The sequence below is a fragment of the Kitasatospora sp. NPDC030952 genome, from assembly GCF_055571335.1.
This window is the reverse complement of sequence record NZ_JBVIFM010000009.1, coordinates 156159-173193: the sequence shown is the minus strand read 5'-3', so window position 1 is coordinate 173193 and position 17035 is coordinate 156159. Positions and strand designations below refer to the sequence as shown.

Genomic DNA, 17035 nt, shown 5'->3' with positions numbered 1-17035 from the left:
CGACGGCGGTCCGCAATAACGGGGGACGTCACGTGAAGACCATCCGCAACAGTCGCACCATGGCCCTGGCCGGCCTGGCCGTGGTCGGCGCGCTCACCATGACCGCCTGCAACGACGACGCCGCTTCGTCCGACAGCGCCACCACCCCGCCGGCCACCCAGGCGCCGGCCGCGCCGTCCGCCGCGCCGACCACCCCGGCCGCCCCCACCTCCGCGGCCGCGCCGACCGGCGGGGCGACGGGCGGCGCCACCGGCGGGGCCCCGGCCCAGGCCGGTCCGACCGCGGCGCCCGGCACCACGGTGAAGATCGGCCAGGCCGCCACCATCCCGTTCTCCTCGGGCAGCACCAAGGGCACCGTCTCGCTCACGGTCACCTCGATCGACAAGGGCGACCCGGCCGATCTCACCCCGCTGAAGCTGGGCGACAAGGCCGCGGGCATGGTGCCGTACTACGTCCGCTTCAACGTCACCAACACCGGCAGCACCGACCTGTCCTTCTCCAGCCTGACCCAGGTGAAGGGCACCCTGCCGGACGGCTCGGAGGCCTCCGAGGTGATGCTGATCGGCACCTTCGACAAGTGCCCGCACCCGTCCTTCCCGAAGGGCTTCACCAACGGGCAGTCGATCACCTCCTGCGTGCTGGCCCTGGCGCCGCAGGCGACCAAGGTGTCCGGCGCCGAGTACTGGGGCGAGCCGTACACCCTGGGCAAGGGCGTCAACTGGAAGTGACCCGCGTCTTGAGGTGACCGCGTCTTGAGGTGACCTTCGCGCGACGACCGGTGGGCGGGGCGGCCCGGTGCCGCCCCGCCCACCGGCGTGTGCCCGTCCGGCCTGCCCGACCCGCCCGGTCAGCCCGGTCAGCCCGGTCAGCCCGGTCAGCCCGCGGCCGGGCCGTGGATCGTCAGGAAGGCGTCCACGCCCTGCTCCGCGACCCGCCCGACCTCCGCCCCGGCCACCGGCAGCGCGCCCCAGAAGGAGCGTTCGGCCACGCCGTGGAAGGTCAGCAGGGTGAACTGCTCGGCGGCCAGCTCCGGGTCCCGCACGGCCAGCAGCCCGCGCTCGGTGAGCGCCGCGAAGCGCTCCGCGAGGTCGCGCTGGGAGGCCACCGGCCCGGCCTCCAGCCAGGCCTCCAGGACGTCCGCCGGGATGTTGGCCACCTCGGCGCGGATGGCCCGGCCGAGTGCCCCGTGCTCGCCCGCGGCGAGTACGGCGTTCGCGCGCTCGACCGCGAAGGCGACCAGGTCGCGCCGCAGGTCCAGCACCCGGTCGAGGTGCCGGGCCATCAACGCGCGGATCAGCTCGGTCAGTTCGGCCGAGTTCTGCAGCGCCACCGACAGGAAGAGGGTCTCCTTGTCGGCGAAGTGGTTGTAGACCGTGCGCTTGGACACCCCCGCCTCGGCCGCGATCGCGTCCATGCTGGCCCGGACGTAGCCCTCGCGCCCGAACACCGTGGTCGCGGCCCGGGTGATCGCCTTGCGCTTCTCCGGTCGTCCCGCTCCGCCCGTGGTCGCCACGACGTTCTCCTTCTCCGTCGGCACCCGCGCCGACCCTCTCAGAAACTGCCCGGTGTAGTGTCTGCAGGCCTGTTCACGAACGGACTTGCCACCGAACAGGCGTGCTCTATGCTGCGTACGATCTCTACACCTCTGTAGAGCAAATCCGAAAACGTGCCTGCCCCCGAGCAACAGCGGGAAACCGAGAACGGGAACCGGCCGGCCGACCACCAGCGTCCCGTACTGGCAGCGCCGTCACCGCTCTCCCACAGCAGACCCGGCGCGGCGCCGAGACGGCGCACCAGGCACGGGAACACCGGGGGTGAGTGAGTGGCGGGGCAGCGAGGACGGTCCTCCGACCAGGGATCACGGCGGCGGCCGGCGAGTCGGCCCGCCGGCCCCGCGCGCCCCTTCTCCGGCGGGCCCACCCTGCCCGCGGTGGCGGCCCTCGGACTCCCACTGGTCGGGGCGGTGGTCGACGAGCTCTCCGGGCCGGGCATGGGCCTGGTCTTCGCGCTCTGCGCGGCGCTCGGCACCGGCCTGGCGGCCGCGCTCTGCACCCACCGCGGCTGGTGGTGGGTGCTCGCCGCCTCGCCGGTGGTCGTGCTCGGCGTGACGGCGGCGGTCGAATTCTCGGCGAACAGTGAGAAGTACCAGGGCAACGGCCTGGCCACCGGCTCCGCCAAGTGGGTGGTGCACGGATTCCCCGTGATGGCGCAGGCCGCGGCGGCGGCCCTGCTGGTGATCGTGGTCCGGGTGGTCCGGGACCGGAGGAGGCGGCATGGCTGAGGACCGTGAGCAGCAGGACGGCGGCCGTACCGCCGGGCGCCGGGGCGCGAACCCGGCGCCCCGCAAGGGCTCCCCGCTGCTGATCGCGGGGCGGGTGGTGGCCGCCACCGTCGGCTTCGCGGTGTTCGCGGCGAGCGGGGTGGTCTGGTACGAGTACACCTCGCTCACCGACGGCATGACCACGTCCAACGCCATCGCGGAGACCAAGAAGGACGCCCCCAAGCACCTGGACAACTCGGTCAACCTGCTGCTGATCGGCCTGGACAGCCGCAAGGCGATGGACGGCTCCGACCTGCCCCCGCAGTTCGTCCAGGACGAGCTGCACGCCGGCCACAGCTCGGACATCGGCGGCTACAACACCAACTCGCTGATCCTGCTGCACATACCGGCCAACGGCGGCAAGGTGCAGGCGATCTCCATCCCGCGCGACGACTACGTCATGACCTACAACGGGGACGGCACCCAGCAGGGCATGCACAAGATCAAGGAGGCGTACGGGATCGCCAAGGACAAGGTGAACCCGGGCCTGGAGAAGAAGGGCCTCAAGGGCGCCGACCTGGAGAAGGCCGGCCGCGACGCCGGCCGCGCGGCCACCATCCGCACCGTCCAGACCTTCGTGAACCAGCCGGTGGACCACATCGCCGAGGTCAACCTGATGGGCTTCTACGACATCGCCAAGGCCGTCGAGCCGATCCAGGTCTGCCTGACCCACGACACCAAGGACCCGGCCATGGAGGGCCAGGGCTCCGGCGCCGACTTCAAGAAGGGCATCAACACCCTCAACGCCTCCCAGGCGCTCGCCTTCGTCCGCCAGCGCCACAACCTGGACGACGGCAAGGGCAACACCGGCGACTTCGCCCGCACCCACCGCCAGCAGGCCTTCATCTCCTCCGTCGTGCACAAGCTCAAGCAGGACGGCATCATCAGCGACCTGGGCAAGCTCAAGGACCTCTTCGGCGTCGTCCAGAAGGACCTGGTGATCGACAACGAGTGGAACGTCCTGGACTTCGCCCAACAGGCCCCGGCGCTCACCGGCGGCAACGTCGAGTTCAACACCCTGACCTTCGACGGCTTCGGCACCAAGAACGGCCAGGACGTCAACCTGGTCACCCCGTCGAAGATCCAGAAGGTGGTCAAGCAGCTGTTCGGCTACGCCGACGCGGCCGCGCCCGCCGCCCCGGCCGACGGCGCCACCGACGCCCCGGCCACCGACGCCCCCACCCCGACGCCGACCGCGACCACCCCGACCAAGGCCGCCTCCCCGACCACCGTCGACGTGTACAACGCCTCCTCGGCCGCCGGGGTCTCCTCCGGCAACGAGGCCAAGGCACTGGTCGCGATGGGCTTCAAGGAGGGCTCGACCGGCCCGGCCCGCACCAAGCAGAAGACCACCACGGTCACCTACGGCAAGGGCGGCAAGGACGCCGCCGACCAGGTCGCGGCCCGCTACGGCGTCACCGCCACCGAGTCCGCCACCACCGCCGCGGACCACGTGGTGGTCACCCTCGGCACCTCCTTCACCGGCGTCGCGGCCGACAAGCCCACCACCCCCGGCACCGCCCCCACCGGCGACCCGGCCGCCAACCTGCCCATGCAGGGCCCGGGCGTCGACGCCACCTCCGACGGCGGCATCCCCTGCGTCTTCTGACGCGACTGGCACCACTCCTGAGGGAGGTCCCCACCGGGGGCCTCCCTCGGGCCTTTCCGGGCGGACCCTTGGCGAGATTCTCCGTACTATGTATAGTGTACTTCGTACGGGATAACCGTGCGCCATGACGAGAGGGCTCCGCCATGCAGATCACCACCACCGTCGTCTCCCTGACCGTCGAGGACACCGCCGCCTCCGCCGCCTTCCTCCAGCGGCACTTCGGCTACACCGAGCAGATGTCCGCCGACGGCTTCGTCTCGCTCGGCCACCCGGGCGGCGGGGTCGACGTCGTCTACCTTCGCCGCGGCCTGGAGGTGCTGCCCGAGGACCAGCGGGACCGCACGGCGGACGGGGTGATCCTGGCCTTCACCGTCGAGGACGTCGCCGCGCAGGAGCGGCGGCTGCGCGAGGAGGGGGTGGAGATCACCATGGCGCTGCGCGAGGAGCCGTGGGGCGAGAAGCTGTTCCAGGTCGCCGACCCGAACGGGGTCGTGATCGAACTGGTCGAGTGGGTCGCCGCCGACAGCCGGCAGTAGGGGCCGGAACGTGCGTCGGCGCCCCCGCCCGGGAGGGGCGGGGGCGCCGAGGTGCGCAGCGGAGCGGTCAGTCCACCGTCCAGGTGTCGCCGCCCGCCAGCAGGGTCGCCAGGTCGCCCGGGCCGCGCTGGGCGACGGCGGTGGCCAGCTGGTCCCCCATCAGCTCGTCGTAGACCGGCCGGCGGACGTCCCGCAGCACGCCGATCGGCGTGTGGTGCAGGGTGTCCGCGTCGGCGATCCGGGAGAGCGCGAAGGCCGTCGCCGGGCCGGCCGCGTGGGCGTCGTGCACCAGGACGTCCGGCTCGTTCGCGGGCGTGACCGGCGCGACGAACAGTTCGCCGTCCGGGCCCCGGAAGACGCCGTTGGCCGCCTCCGCGCCGAACCGGATCGGCCGCCCGTGCTCCAGCCGGATCAGCGCCTCGTCCCGGGTGCCGGCGTCCTTGAGCACCTCGAAGGCGCCGTCGTTGAAGATGTTGCAGTTCTGGTAGATCTCCACCAGCGCGGTGCCCTCGTGCTCGGCCGCCGCCCGCAGCACCGACTGGAGGTGCTGGCGGTCCGAGTCGATGGTGCGGGCCACGAAGGAGGCCTCGGCGCCGATCGCCAGCGACAGCGGGTTGAACGGCGCGTCCAGCGAGCCCATCGGGGTGGACTTGGTGATCTTGCCGAGTTCGCTGGTCGGCGAGTACTGGCCCTTGGTGAGGCCGTAGATCCGGTTGTTGAACAGCAGGATCTTCAGATTGACGTTCCGCCGCAGGGCGTGGATCAGGTGGTTGCCGCCGATCGACAGCGCGTCGCCGTCCCCGGTCACCACCCACACGCTCAGGTCCCGCCGGGAGGAGGCCAGCCCGGTCGCGATCGCCGGCGCCCGCCCGTGGATCGAGTGCACCCCGTAGGTGTTCATGTAGTACGGGAAGCGCGAGGAGCAGCCGATGCCGGAGACGAACACCGTGTTCTCGCGCCGGATGCCGAGCTCCGGCATGAAGGACTGCACCGCCGCCAGGATCGCGTAGTCCCCGCAGCCGGGGCACCAGCGCACCTCCTGGTCGGTCTTGAAGTCCCGGGCGCTCTGCGGCCCTTCGGCCTTGGGCACCAGCTTCAGCGACGGGAAGCCACGCCCCTCGACGGTTCGCTCGCTCGGCTCACTCATCGGTGGTCCTCCTCGTCCAGGCTGCCGATCGCCGCCCACAGCACGTCCGCCAACTGCGCCGCCTTGAACGGCAGTCCGCGCACCTGGTTGTAGGACTCCGCGTCCACCAGGTACTTCGCCCGCAGCAGCAGCGCGAGCTGGCCCAGGTTCATCTCGGGCACGATGACCTTCTCGTAACTGCGCAGCACCGCACCCAGGTTGGCCGGGAACGGGTTGAGGTTGCGCAGGTGCGCCTGGGCGACCTCGCCGCCGTCCGCGCGCACCCGGCGCACCGCCGCCGTGATCGGGCCGTAGGTCGAGCCCCAGCCGAGCACCAGCACCCGGGCGTCGCCGGTCGGGTCGTCGACCTCCACCGGCTTGACGGTGATCCCGTCCACCTTGGCCTGCCGGGTGCGCACCATCAGGTCGTGGTTGGCCGGGTCGTAGGAGATGTTCCCGGTGCCGTCCTGCTTCTCGATGCCGCCGATCCGGTGCTCCAGCCCGGCCGTGCCGGGCACCGCCCAGGGCCGGGCCAGGGTGTGCGGGTCCCGCAGGTACGGCCAGAAGGCGCCGTCCTCGCGGTTCGGGGCGGTGGCGAACGCCGGGTCGATCTCCGGCAGTTCACCGACCTCCGGGATCCGCCAGGGCTCCGAGCCGTTCGCCAGGTAGCCGTCCGAGAGCAGGAACACCGGGGTGCGGTAGGTCACCGCGATCCGGGCCGCCTCCAGTGCCGCGTCGAAGCACTCGGCGGGCGTGGCCGGGGCGACGATCGGCACCGGTGCCTCGCCGTTGCGGCCGAACATCGCCTGCAGCAGGTCCGCCTGCTCGGTCTTGGTCGGCAGCCCGGTGGACGGGCCGCCGCGCTGGATGTCCACCACCAGCAGCGGCAGTTCCAGCGAGACCGCCAGGCCGATCGTCTCCGACTTGAGCGCCACGCCCGGCCCGGACGTGGTCGTCACGCCCAGCGCCCCGCCGAAGGCCGCGCCGAGCGCCGCGCCGATGCCGGCGATCTCGTCCTCGGCCTGGAAGGTGCGCACCCCGAAGTCCTTGTGCCGGCTCAGCTCGTGCAGGATGTCCGAGGCCGGGGTGATCGGGTACGAGCCCAGGTACAGCGGCAGACCGGAGCGCTGCGCGGCGGCGATCAGCCCGTAGGACAGCGCCAGGTTGCCGGAGATGTTGCGGTAGCGCCCGGCCGGGAGCCGGGCCGGCGGCACCTCGTAGGAGACCGCGAAGGACTCGGTGGTCTCGCCGAAGTTCCAGCCCGCCCGGAAGGCGCTGATGTTCGCCTCGGCGATCTGCGGCTTCTTGGCGAACTTGCCGCGCAGGAAGGTCTCGGTGCCGTGGGTGGGCCGGTGGTACATCCAGGACAGCAGCCCCAGGGCGAACATGTTCTTCGCCCGCTCGGCGTCCTTGCGGGCCAGCCCGCTGTCCTTGAGCGCCTCCAGGGTCAGCGCGGTGAGCGGCACCCGGTGCAGGTGGAAGCCGTCCAGCGAGCCGTCGCCGAGCGGGTCCGCGGCGTAACCCACCTTGGCCAGCGCCCGCTTGGTGAACTCGTCGGTGTTGACGATGATCTCCGCGCCGCGCGGCAGGTCCGGCAGGTTCGCCTTCAGGGCCGCCGGGTTCATCGCCACCAGCACGTTCGGGGCGTCGCCCGGGGTGAGGATGTCGTGGTCGGCGAAGTGCAGTTGGAAGGACGAGACGCCCGGCAGGGTGCCGGCGGGGGCCCGGATCTCGGCCGGGAAGTTCGGCAGCGTGGAGAGGTCGTTGCCGAACGCGGCCGTCTCCGAGGTGAAGCGGTCACCGGTGAGCTGCATGCCGTCACCGGAGTCGCCGGCGAACCTGATGATCACCCGGTCGAGTCTGCGGATGGGCTTGGCCCGCCGCTCCGGTGGGTCGTCCGGGGCGTGCGCGCCGACGGGCCCGGCCGCTCCGGGGTGTCCGGCACCGTCACCGGTACGACCCTCGTCGCCGTCCGATCCGTCCACTGCCTCTGACTGATCGACCTGACTGGTCACTGCCGCGGACCTCCTCGTGGGCACACCACCGCGGGCGCGGCCCCGTGCCCCGTCCGCCTGGTGCACCGCTCGCATCCTATGCGCGCGAACTCGGCCCAGGCCGGAACTCCGGCAGGTTTCACCCGCCCACGCCGGTACCTCTTCTCCCCACAACATCCGGCCGCCGGAGATCATTCCGCACACGCCCGAACGGCCCGCCGCCCGGGCCGCGGCGGGCCGGCCCGGGCGGCGGGCCTCAGGAGTCGGCGGGCCTCAGGAGTTGAGGTAGGTGAGCACCGCCAGCACCCGGCGGTGGTCCTCCGGGCTCTGCGCCAGACCGAGCTTGAGGAAGATGTTGCTGACGTGCTTCTCCACCGCCCCGTCCGAGACCACCAGCTGCTTGGCCACCGCCGCGTTGGTGCGCCCCTCCGCCATCGCCGCGAGCACCTCCCGCTCGCGCGGCGTGAGGTTGGCCAGGACGTCGCCCTTGCGGCTGCGGCTGAGCAACTGCTGCACCACCTCCGGGTCCAGCGCGGTGCCGCCGTCGGCGACCCGCACCACCGCGTCGGCGAACTCGCGCACCTCGGCGACCCGGTCCTTCAGCAGGTAGCCCACGCCCCGGGTGGAGCCGGCCAGCAGCTCGGAGGCGTACCGCTCCTCCACGAACTGCGACAGCACCAGCACGCCCAGCTGGGGGTAGCGCCCGCGCAGCTCGACGCAGGCGCGCAGGCCCTCGTCGGTGTGGGTCGGCGGCATCCGCACGTCCGAGACCACCACGTCCGGCAGGGCGTCGGTGGCCGCCAGGTCGTGGATGGTCTTCACCAGGGCGGCGCCGTCCCCGACCCCGGCCACGACTTCCAGGCCGCGGTCGGTGAGCAGCCGGGTCAGACCTTCCCGCAGCAGTACGGAGTCCTCGGCGATGACGACGCGACGCATGGTGACCTTCCGGGCAGGCGTGAGCTGACGGGTGCCAGTCTCCCCCATCCCGGCGGAGCGCCGGGGCGGTAGCGACGGATCGCCCCCGGCGTCAGCTCCCGGTGTCAGCCCGCGGCGTCAGCTCCTGGCGTCAGCTCCTGGCGTCACACGGTGCGGATGGCCACCGCGTCACATGGTGCGGATGGCCACCGCGTCGCACAGCCCGTCCAGGGCCGCCTTCGCCGCGCAGTCCGGCAGCGGGGCCAGCAGCGCCCGGGCCTCCTCGGCGTGCCGCAGGGTCTCCCGGCGGGCGCGCTCCAGCGCCGGGTGGGCGCGCAGCAGGCGCAGCGCCTCGGCGTGCAGGTCGTCGTCGGAGAGGTCCTGGGTGAGCAGTTCGCGCAGCCGGGTGTCGTCCGGGTCGGACGGGTCGGCGGGCATCTGCTCCAGCAGCAGGGTCGGCAGGGTCGGCACGCCCTCGCGCAGGTCGGTGCCGGGGGTCTTGCCGGACTCGTGGCCGTCGCTGGCGATGTCCAGCACGTCGTCGGCCAGCTGGAAGGCGATGCCGATCCGCTCGCCGAACTCGCCGAGGGTCTCCACCAGGTCCGGCGCGGCGCCGGCCATCAGCGCTCCTATCCGGCAGGAGACGGCGATCAGCGATCCGGTCTTGCCCGCGAGCACGTCCAGGTAGTGCAGCAGCGGGTCCATCTCCGGGCCGGGGCCGCGGGTCTCCAGGATCTGGCCGGTGACCAGCCGCTCGAAGGCCTCGGCCTGCATCCGCACCGCCTCCGGGCCGAGGTCGGCCAGCACCTGGGAGGCCCGGGAGAACAGGAAGTCGCCGGTCAGGATGGCCACCGAGTTGTCCCAGCGGGAGTTGGCGCTCTCCGCGCCGCGCCGCACCGGGGCCTCGTCCATCACGTCGTCGTGGTACAGCGTGGCCAGGTGGGTCAGCTCGACGACCACCGCGGCCGGCACCACGCCGGGCGCGCCCGGGTCGCCGAACTGGGCGGCCAGCAGCAGGAGCAGCGGACGGAAGCGCTTGCCGCCGGCCTCGATCAGGTGGCTGGCGGTGACGGTGATGAACGGGACGTCGCTCTTGACGGCCTCGGAGAGCGCCGCCTCCACCGCGTCCAGTCCGGCCTGGACGTCCCGGGTCAGGTCGCGGTCCTGCACGCTGAGCCCGAAGGGTCCCACGACGGTCACGAAGACCACTCCTCTGTCCCTGGTCGATCTAGCGGCCTGGTCCCTGAGTGCCGCCGCTGGCCATACAGGCAGGGTATCCGGTCACGAGTGGATCACTGCACGGGCGTGCGGATCCTGTCATGCCCGAACCGGAAGGCCTGGTCAGACGGGCTCCGCGGGCAAAGCGGCGGTGGGGGCGAATTCCACTGGAAACAACGGCTGGAGGTCGGCCCGGACTTCCGGGCCGACCTCCGGCAAACCGACCGGCGCCGACCGGCGCGCGCATCAGCGCACCGGTCGGCGCGTCGATCGGCGCGCCGATCGGCAGGCGAATCAGCCGGCGGATCGGTACGCGGATCAGGAGGCGGATCAGTAGGCGAACAGCGAGGCCTTGGACGCGAGGTCCAGGAAGTACTGCGGCAGCAGGCCCAGGCCCAGCGTGACCAGCACCCCCACCCCGATCGCGGTCGCCGTGAAGGCGCTCGGGATCGCCACCGTCGGGCCGCCCGGCTTCGGGTCGGAGAAGAACATCAGCACGATCACCCGGATGTAGAAGAACGCGGCCACCGCCGAACTCAGCACACCGACGATCACCAGCGGCGTCGCCCCGCCGGCCGCCGCCGCCTGGAACACCGCGAACTTCCCGGTGAAACCGGAGGTCAGCGGAATCCCGGCGAAGGCCAGCAGGAACAGCGCGAACACCGCCGCCACCAGCGGCGAGCGCCGCCCCAGCCCCGCCCAGCTGGACAGGTGGGTCGCCTCGCCCTTGGAGTCGCGCACCAGGGTGACCACGGCGAAGGCGCCGAGCGTCACGAAGGAGTACGCCGCCAGGTAGAACAGCACCGAGGACAGGCCCTGCTTGTTGACGGCGATCACCCCGGTCAGGATGAACCCGGCGTGCGCGACCGAGGAGTACGCCAGCAGCCGCTTGACGTCCTGCTGGGTCACCGCCAGCACCGCGCCCACCACCATGGTCAGGATCGCCACCCCCCACAGCACCGGTCGCCAGTCCAGCCGCAGGCCCGGGAAGGCCACGTAGAACAGCCGCAGGAACGCGCCGAACGCCGCCACCTTGGTGGCCGAGGCCATGAAGCCGGTCACCGGGGTCGGCGCGCCCTGGTAGACGTCCGGGGTCCAGGAGTGGAACGGCACCGCACCGACCTTGAACAGCAGGCCCACCGCCAGCATCGCCAGGCCGGTCAGCAGCAGCACGTCGCTGCGGGTGCTGCTCAGCAGCGCCGGGGTGGTCATCGCCTTGCCGGAGATGACGTCCGCGATGTCGCCGAGCTTCACGCTGCCGGCGTAGCCGTACAGCAGCGCCGTGCCGAACAGGAAGAACGCCGAGGCGAAGGCGCCCAGCAGGAAGTACTTGACCGCCGCCTCCTGGGAGAGCAGCCGGCGGCGCCTGGCCAGCGCGCAGAGCAGGTACAGCGGGAGGGAGAAGACCTCCAGCGCCACGAACATGGTCAGCAGGTCGTTGGCGGCCGGGAAGAGCAGCATCCCGCCGACCGCGAACATGGTCAGCGGGAAGACCTCGGTGGTGGTGAAGCCGGCCCGGACCGCGGCCCGCTCCTGCTCCCCGCCGGGGGTGGCGGCGGCCTGGGCGGCGAAGGCGTCGGCGGGCAGGCCGCCGGCCTTGGGCTCCAGCCTGCGCTCCGCGTAGGTGAGCACCGCCACCACGGCGACCAGCAGGATCACGCCCTGGAGGAACAGCGCCGGGCCGTCCAGTGCGACCGACTCCATGGCCAGCAGGTCGATCCGCGGCGCGCCGTGGCCCTGCGTGGCCAGCACCACCACGGCGGCGAAGGCGCCGGCCAGCGCGACCAGGGCGAGGGTGACCTGGGTCCAGTGCCGCAGCCGGCGCGGGACGAAGGCCTCGACCAGGACGCCGGCCACGGCGGCACCGAACACCACCAGCATCGGGGAGAGTTGGCCGTACTCGAGGTGCGGGGCCGGGATGCTCGGGGTGTTGCCGCCGGCGGCGGCGAGCACTGCGGTGGCACTCACTTCTGCTCACCTCCTGAGGTGGCGGCGACCGGGTGGGCCGGCGCCGGGTCGGTCCGGTGGACCTGCGAGAGCGTCGCGTCCACCGAGGGGTTCACCAGGTCGGTGAGCGGCTTGGGGTAGACGCCGAGCAGCACGGTCAGCGCCACCAGCGGTGCCACCACGGCGAGTTCGCGGACCTTGAGGTCGGGCATCGCGCGCACCCCCTCCTTCACCGGGCCGGTCATGGTGCGCTGGTACAGCAGCAGGGCGTACAGCGCGGCCAGCACGATGCCGAAGGTGGCGATGATCCCGATCACCGGGTAGCGGGTGAAGGTGCCCACCAGCACCAGGAACTCGCTGACGAACGGGGCCAGCCCGGGCAGTGACAGGGTGGCCAGGCTGCCGATCAGGAACGTCCCGGCGAGCACCGGGGCGACCTTCTGCACGCCGCCGTAGTCGGCGATCAGCCGCGAGCCGCGGCGGGAGATCAGGAAGCCGGCCACCAGCATCCACGCGGCGGTGGAGAGGCCGTGGTTGACCATGTAGAGCGTGGCACCGCTCTGCCCCTGGCTGGTCAGGGCGAAGATGCCCATGATGATGAAGCCGAAGTGCGAGATCGAGGCGTAGGCGACCAGCCGCTTGATGTCCTTCTGGCCGACCGCCAGCAGCGCGCCGTAGACGATCCCGATCAGCGACAGGACCAGGATCGCCGGGGCGAAGGTCTTCGAGGCGTCCGGGAACAGCCCGAGGCAGAAGCGCAGCATCGCGAAGGTGCCGACCTTGTCCACCACGGCGGTGATCAGCACGGCGGTGCCGGCCGTCGCCTCGCCCATCGCGTTCGGCAGCCAGGTGTGCAGCGGCCACAGCGGGGCCTTCACCGCGAAGGCGAAGAAGAAGCCCAGGAACAGCGCGTTCTGGGCGGTGCCGGACAGCTTCAGGCTGCCGTCGGCGATCGCGGTGGTGAGGGTCCGCAGGTCGAAGGTGCCCAGGCCCTGGTCCTGGGCGATCACGTACAGGCCGATCACGGCGGCCAGCATCACCAGGCCGCCGAGCAGGTTGTACAGCAGGAACTTGACGGCCGCGTAGGAGCGCTGGCGCGCCGACTCGGGGCCGCCGGCCCGGTCGCCGAAGCCGCCGATCAGGAAGTACATCGGGATCAGCATGGCTTCGAAGAACACGTAGAACAGGAAGACGTCGGTGGCGTAGAAGGAGACGATCACCATCGCCTCCACCGCCAGGATCAGGGCGAAGAAGGCCTGGGTGCGGCGCCGGTTCTCGAAGGTCCCGTCCGGTGCGGCGGGCCCGGGGTCGGCGTCGTGCCAGGAGGCCAGCATCACCATCGGCACCAGGACGGCCGTCAGCAGGGCCAGCACCGCGCCGATGCCGTCCACGCCGAGCGAGAAGGTGATGCCGAAGGAGCGGATCCAGCTGTACGACTCGGTCAGCTGGTAGCGGGCGCCGTGCGGGTCGAACCGCAGCGCCACCACGGCGGCCAGCACCAGGGTGACGGCCGAGACGCCCAGCGCGACGGCCTTGGTGGTGCGCCGCCGGGCCTCGTTCGAGCCGGCCGGCAGCGCGGCGGTCAGCACCGCACCGGCCGCCGGGACGGCGCAGGTGACGGTCAGCAGCGTGCTCATGCCCCGGCCCTCCTCGTGGAATCTGCGCGGTTCATCAGACGGACCTCATCAGGAGAGTCGAGGCGACCAGCACCAGCGTGCCGCCGAACATGGAGAGCGCGTACGAGCGGACGAAGCCGTTCTGGACCCGCCGCAGCCGGCCTGACAGGCCCCCGATGAGGGCGGCCAGGCCGTTGACGAAGCCGTCCAGGCCGCGGCTGTCGAAGTAGACCAGGGTCGCGGTGAGCGCCGAGCCCGGCCGCACCAGCACGGCGTGGTTGAAGTCGTCCTGCAGCAGGTCGCGGCGGGCGGCCCGGGTGAGCGGGGAGCCGACCGGCGGCACCACCGGGACGGGCGAGCGCCCGTACATCGCGTACGACAGGCCGACGCCGGCCAGCATGCAGACGGTGGTCAGCCCGGTGACGGTCCAGGTGCCGAGCGGGGAGTTGCCCTCGCTGTGGCCGGTGACCGGCTCCAGCCACTTCAGGAAGGAGCCGTGGAAGGCGAACAGTGCGCCCGCGAAGACGGAGCCGAAGGAGAGCAGGACCATCGGGATCACCATGGTCTTCGGCGACTCGTGCGGGTGCGGGAGGTTGCCCTCGTCGTCGGGCTGCCAGCGCTTCTCGCCGAAGAAGGTCAGCAGCATCACCCGGGTCATGTAGAACGCGGTGACGGCCGCGCCGACCAGCGCGCACAGGCCGAGGATCCAGCCCTCGGTGCCGCCCTTGGCGAAGGCCGCCTCGATGATCTTGTCCTTGGAGAAGAAGCCGGACAGGCCGGGGAAGCCGATGATGGCGAGGTAGCCGAGGCCGAAGGTGACGAAGGTCCACGGCATGGACCGCCACAGGCCGCCGTAGCGACGCATGTTCACCTCGTCGTCCATGCCGTGCATGACCGACCCGGCGCCGAGGAACAGCCCGGCCTTGAAGAAGCCGTGGGTCACCAGGTGCATGATCGCGAAGGCGTAGCCGATCGGGCCGAGCCCGGCCGCCATCACCATGTAGCCGATCTGCGACATGGTCGAACCGGCCAGCGCCTTCTTGATGTCGTCCTTGGCGCAACCGACGATCGCACCGAACAGCAGCGTCACCGCGCCGACCACCACCACGGCGGTCTGCGCGTCCGGCGCCAGGTCGAAGATCGCCGAGGAGCGGGTGATCAGGTAGACCCCGGCCGTCACCATGGTGGCCGCGTGGATCAGGGCCGAGACCGGGGTCGGGCCCTCCATCGCGTCCCCGAGCCAGGACTGCAGCGGCACCTGCGCCGACTTGCCGCAGGCGGCCAGCAGCAGCATCAGGCCGATCGCCGTCAGCTTGCCCTCGCTCGCCTGGTGCGCCCCGTCGAAGACCGGGGTGAAGGCGAAGGAGCCGAACTCGGCGAACATCAGCATGATCGCGATCGACAGGCCCATGTCGCCGACCCGGTTGACGATGAAGGCCTTCTTCGCCGCCGTCGCCGCGCTCGGCTTGTGCTGCCAGAAGCCGATCAGCAGGTACGAGGCGAGCCCCACGCCCTCCCAACCGGCGTACAGCAGCAGGTAGTTGTCCGCCACCACCAGCAGCAGCATGGCGGCCAGGAACAGGTTCAGGTACGCGAAGAAGCGGCGCCGGCGCTCGTCGTGCGCCATGTAGCCCACCGAGTACAGGTGGATCAGTGTGCCGACACCCGTGATCAGCAGCACGAAGGTCATCGACAACTGGTCGAGCCGGAACGAGACGTCGGCCTGGAAGGCGTTCACCGGCACCCAGCTGAACAGGTGCTTCGTCACCGCCCGATGCTCGGTGTCCCGGCCCAGCATGTCCGAGAACAGTGCCAGGCCGAAGCCGAACGAGAGCGCGGCGAGCGCGGTGGCCAGCCAGTGGCCGAACCGGTCGAGGGCCCGGCCGCCCAGGAGCAGCAGGGCGGCACCGGCCAGCGGGGCCGCCACCAGCAGCGGAATGAGAGAGTTCACCGAAGGTCCTCCGCCTACAGCTTCATCAGGTTGCTGTCGTCGACCGAAGCGGAGTGCCTGGTCCGGAAGATGGCGACGATGATGGCGAGGCCGACCACGACCTCCGCCGCCGCGACCACCATCGTGAAGAACGCGATGATCTGGCCGTCCAAGGTCCCGTGCAGCCGGGAGAAGGTCACCAGCGCCAGGTTCGAGGCGTTCAGCATCAGCTCCACGCACATGAACAGCACGATCGCGTTGCGCCGGATCAGCACCCCGGAGGCGCCGATGGTGAACAACAGGGCAGACAGATAGAGATAGTTGACCGGGTTCACTGAGCGTCCTCCTCGCCGGCCTCGTGGTTGGGCACCGGCTCCAGGGACTTGCGCGGAGCCGCCACCGCCGGCCGCTCCGAGGACGGACGGCCCAGCCAGTCCGCCGTGCTGTTCTCCAGCTCCGCCATCCGCTGGAGCATCGCCTGGCTGACGTCCCGCACCTGGCCGCGCTCGCGCAGCGTCGCCATCACCGAGTCCTCGGCGATCGTGCCGTCCGGCAGCAGCGCCGGGACGTCCACCGCGTTGTGCCGCGCGAACACGCCCGGGGCCGGCAGCGGCGGCACCTGGATGTTGTCCCGCACCCGCTGCTCCGCCAGCTCGCGCTGGGTCTTCGGCGCCTTCACGTGCTCCCGGTGGGTCAGCACCATCGCGCCGATCGCCGCGGTGATCAGCAGCGCGCCGGTGACCTCGAAGGCCCACACGTACCGGGTGAAGATCAGCCGGGCCAGACCCGGCACATTGCCCTCGGCGTTCGCCTCGGCCAGCCCGGTGAAGTGGCCCAGCCGCGCATGGGCGATCCCCGCGATCAGCAGCACCCCGAAGCCCAGCCCGCACAGCACCGCCGCGAACCGCTGGCCCTTCAACTGCTCCTTCAGGGAATCCTCGCCGGTCACGCCGACCAGCATCACCACGAACAGGAACAGCATCATGATCGCGCCGGTGTACACCACGATCTGCACCACGCCCAGGAACACCGCGCCCTGCGCCATGTAACAGACCGCCAGCGCCAGCATCGTCGCCGCCAGGCACAGCGCGCTGTGCACCGCCTTGCGCATCAGCAGCATGCCCAGCGCGCCACCGACCGCGATCACCGCGAGCACCCAGAACTGGACGGCCTCACCCGTGGAGGTCGTCCCGCTCGCCGCCGCCAGCTGTGCGATCACTGCCGCACCTCCTTGTCCCGGTCGGTGCGCTCCTGCTGGACCGTCCCCGGCGCCGCCGCGGTGATCTCGCCCCGGTAGTACGCGCCCTCGTCGGTGCCCGGGAAGATCTCGTGCGGGGTGTCCACCATGCCCTCGGACAGGCCCACCAGCAGCTGCTCCTTGGTGAAGATCAGGTCCTTGCGGGAGGAGTCGGCCAGCTCGTACTCATTGGTCATGGTCAGCGCCCTGGTCGGGCACGCCTCGATGCACAGCCCGCACAGGATGCAGCGGGCGTAGTTGATCTGGTACACCGCGCCGTAGCGCTCACCCGGCGAATAGCGCTCCTCGTCCCGGTTGTCCGCGCCCTCCACGTAGATCGCGTCGGCCGGGCAGGCCCACGCGCACAACTCGCAGCCGACGCACTTCTCCAGGCCGTCCGGATGCCGGTTCAGCTGGTGGCGGCCGTGGAAGCGCGGAGCGGTGGGCTTCTTCTGCTCCGGGTACTGCTCGGTGAGCCGCTTCTTGAACATGGCCTTGAAGGTCACGCCGAAGCCGGCGGCCGGACCGAGGATCGACGGCCGGTCGGCCCGCTCGGGCCGGCCCGTCTGGTCGGACGACATCGCGGA

Annotated in this window: 15 protein-coding genes; 4 read left to right on the top strand and 11 right to left on the bottom strand. The window is 71.4% G+C overall.

Annotated features, from left to right (window positions below; all coding sequences use genetic code 11):
- Positions 1 to 32 precede the first annotated feature (32 nt).
- Positions 33 to 728, top strand: coding sequence for a hypothetical protein (locus ACZ47G_RS18190; RefSeq protein ID WP_465743773.1), 696 nt, complete (start codon positions 33 to 35; stop codon positions 726 to 728).
- Positions 729 to 874: 146 nt separating this feature from the next.
- Here ACZ47G_RS18190 and ACZ47G_RS18185 read toward each other — a convergent pair whose 3' ends face one another.
- Complete coding sequence (locus tag ACZ47G_RS18185) at positions 875 to 1513, bottom strand: TetR/AcrR family transcriptional regulator (RefSeq protein WP_465743771.1); 639 nt, start codon at positions 1511 to 1513, stop codon at positions 875 to 877.
- A gap of 417 nt (positions 1514 to 1930) precedes the next feature.
- Here ACZ47G_RS18185 and ACZ47G_RS18180 point away from each other — a divergent pair, with 417 nt between their 5' ends.
- From ACZ47G_RS18180 to ACZ47G_RS18170, 3 genes are all read left to right on the top strand, one after another.
- Complete coding sequence (locus tag ACZ47G_RS18180; protein WP_465743769.1) at positions 1931 to 2281, top strand: DUF6542 domain-containing protein; 351 nt, start codon at positions 1931 to 1933, stop codon at positions 2279 to 2281.
- On the top strand, positions 2274 to 3929 hold the full coding sequence (locus ACZ47G_RS18175) for an LCP family protein (protein ID WP_465743767.1): 1656 nt from the start codon (positions 2274 to 2276) through the stop codon (positions 3927 to 3929). The genes ACZ47G_RS18180 and ACZ47G_RS18175 overlap by 8 nt, the downstream gene beginning before the upstream one ends.
- Positions 3930 to 4072: 143 nt before the next feature.
- Positions 4073 to 4465: a VOC family protein gene (locus tag ACZ47G_RS18170; protein ID WP_465743765.1), complete on the top strand. Its 393-nt coding sequence runs from the start codon at positions 4073 to 4075 to the stop codon at positions 4463 to 4465.
- Between the two features lie 67 nt (positions 4466 to 4532).
- Here the strand turns inward: ACZ47G_RS18170 and ACZ47G_RS18165 are convergent, their stop codons facing one another.
- The 10 genes from ACZ47G_RS18165 to nuoI form a co-directional block, all read right to left on the bottom strand.
- Positions 4533 to 5612, bottom strand: a complete 1080-nt coding sequence (locus tag ACZ47G_RS18165) for a 2-oxoacid:ferredoxin oxidoreductase subunit beta (RefSeq protein ID WP_465743763.1) — start codon at positions 5610 to 5612, stop codon at positions 4533 to 4535.
- Positions 5609 to 7606 carry a 2-oxoacid:acceptor oxidoreductase subunit alpha gene (locus ACZ47G_RS18160; protein ID WP_465743761.1) on the bottom strand — a complete coding sequence of 666 codons (1998 nt, stop codon included), beginning with the start codon at positions 7604 to 7606 and terminating at the stop codon, positions 5609 to 5611. Before ACZ47G_RS18160 ends, ACZ47G_RS18165 begins: the two co-directional genes overlap by 4 nt.
- A gap of 252 nt (positions 7607 to 7858) precedes the next feature.
- Positions 7859 to 8521, bottom strand: coding sequence for a response regulator (locus tag ACZ47G_RS18155; protein WP_465743759.1), 663 nt, complete (start codon positions 8519 to 8521; stop codon positions 7859 to 7861).
- Positions 8522 to 8689: 168 nt separating this feature from the next.
- Positions 8690 to 9700, bottom strand: coding sequence for a polyprenyl synthetase family protein (locus ACZ47G_RS18150; protein ID WP_465743757.1), 1011 nt, complete (start codon positions 9698 to 9700; stop codon positions 8690 to 8692).
- A gap of 348 nt (positions 9701 to 10048) precedes the next feature.
- Positions 10049 to 11686: an NADH-quinone oxidoreductase subunit NuoN gene (gene nuoN / locus ACZ47G_RS18145; RefSeq protein WP_465743755.1), complete on the bottom strand. Its 1638-nt coding sequence runs from the start codon at positions 11684 to 11686 to the stop codon at positions 10049 to 10051.
- The gene (locus ACZ47G_RS18140) at positions 11683 to 13302 is read right to left on the bottom strand and encodes an NADH-quinone oxidoreductase subunit M (protein ID WP_465743753.1); all 1620 of its coding nucleotides are present in this window, start codon (positions 13300 to 13302) and stop codon (positions 11683 to 11685) included. The genes nuoN and ACZ47G_RS18140 overlap by 4 nt, the downstream gene beginning before the upstream one ends.
- 34 nt (positions 13303 to 13336) lie before the next feature.
- Positions 13337 to 15232, bottom strand: coding sequence for an NADH-quinone oxidoreductase subunit L (gene nuoL / locus ACZ47G_RS18135; protein ID WP_465743751.1), 1896 nt, complete (start codon positions 15230 to 15232; stop codon positions 13337 to 13339).
- A gap of 14 nt (positions 15233 to 15246) precedes the next feature.
- Positions 15247 to 15546 (bottom strand): NADH-quinone oxidoreductase subunit NuoK, encoded by a 300-nt coding sequence (nuoK, locus tag ACZ47G_RS18130; RefSeq protein WP_380457019.1) that lies wholly within the window; start codon positions 15544 to 15546, stop codon positions 15247 to 15249.
- Complete coding sequence (locus tag ACZ47G_RS18125; protein ID WP_465743983.1) at positions 15543 to 16427, bottom strand: NADH-quinone oxidoreductase subunit J; 885 nt, start codon at positions 16425 to 16427, stop codon at positions 15543 to 15545. Before ACZ47G_RS18125 ends, nuoK begins: the two co-directional genes overlap by 4 nt.
- Positions 16427 to 17029, bottom strand: coding sequence for an NADH-quinone oxidoreductase subunit NuoI (nuoI, locus tag ACZ47G_RS18120; RefSeq protein WP_380457021.1), 603 nt, complete (start codon positions 17027 to 17029; stop codon positions 16427 to 16429). Before nuoI ends, ACZ47G_RS18125 begins: the two co-directional genes overlap by 1 nt.
- Between the last annotated feature and the right edge of the window lie 6 nt (positions 17030 to 17035).

Coding starts and splice junctions, on each gene's coding strand:
- ACZ47G_RS18165 (WP_465743763.1), bottom strand. CDS start 5,612: ATGAGTGAGCCGAGCGAGCGAACCGTCGAGGGGCGTGGCTTCCCGTCG.
- ACZ47G_RS18175 (WP_465743767.1), top strand. CDS start 2,274: ATGGCTGAGGACCGTGAGCAGCAGGACGGCGGCCGTACCGCCGGGCGC.
- ACZ47G_RS18170 (WP_465743765.1), top strand. CDS start 4,073: ATGCAGATCACCACCACCGTCGTCTCCCTGACCGTCGAGGACACCGCC.
- ACZ47G_RS18155 (WP_465743759.1), bottom strand. CDS start 8,521: ATGCGTCGCGTCGTCATCGCCGAGGACTCCGTACTGCTGCGGGAAGGT.
- nuoI (WP_380457021.1), bottom strand. CDS start 17,029: ATGTCGTCCGACCAGACGGGCCGGCCCGAGCGGGCCGACCGGCCGTCG.
- ACZ47G_RS18140 (WP_465743753.1), bottom strand. CDS start 13,302: ATGAGCACGCTGCTGACCGTCACCTGCGCCGTCCCGGCGGCCGGTGCG.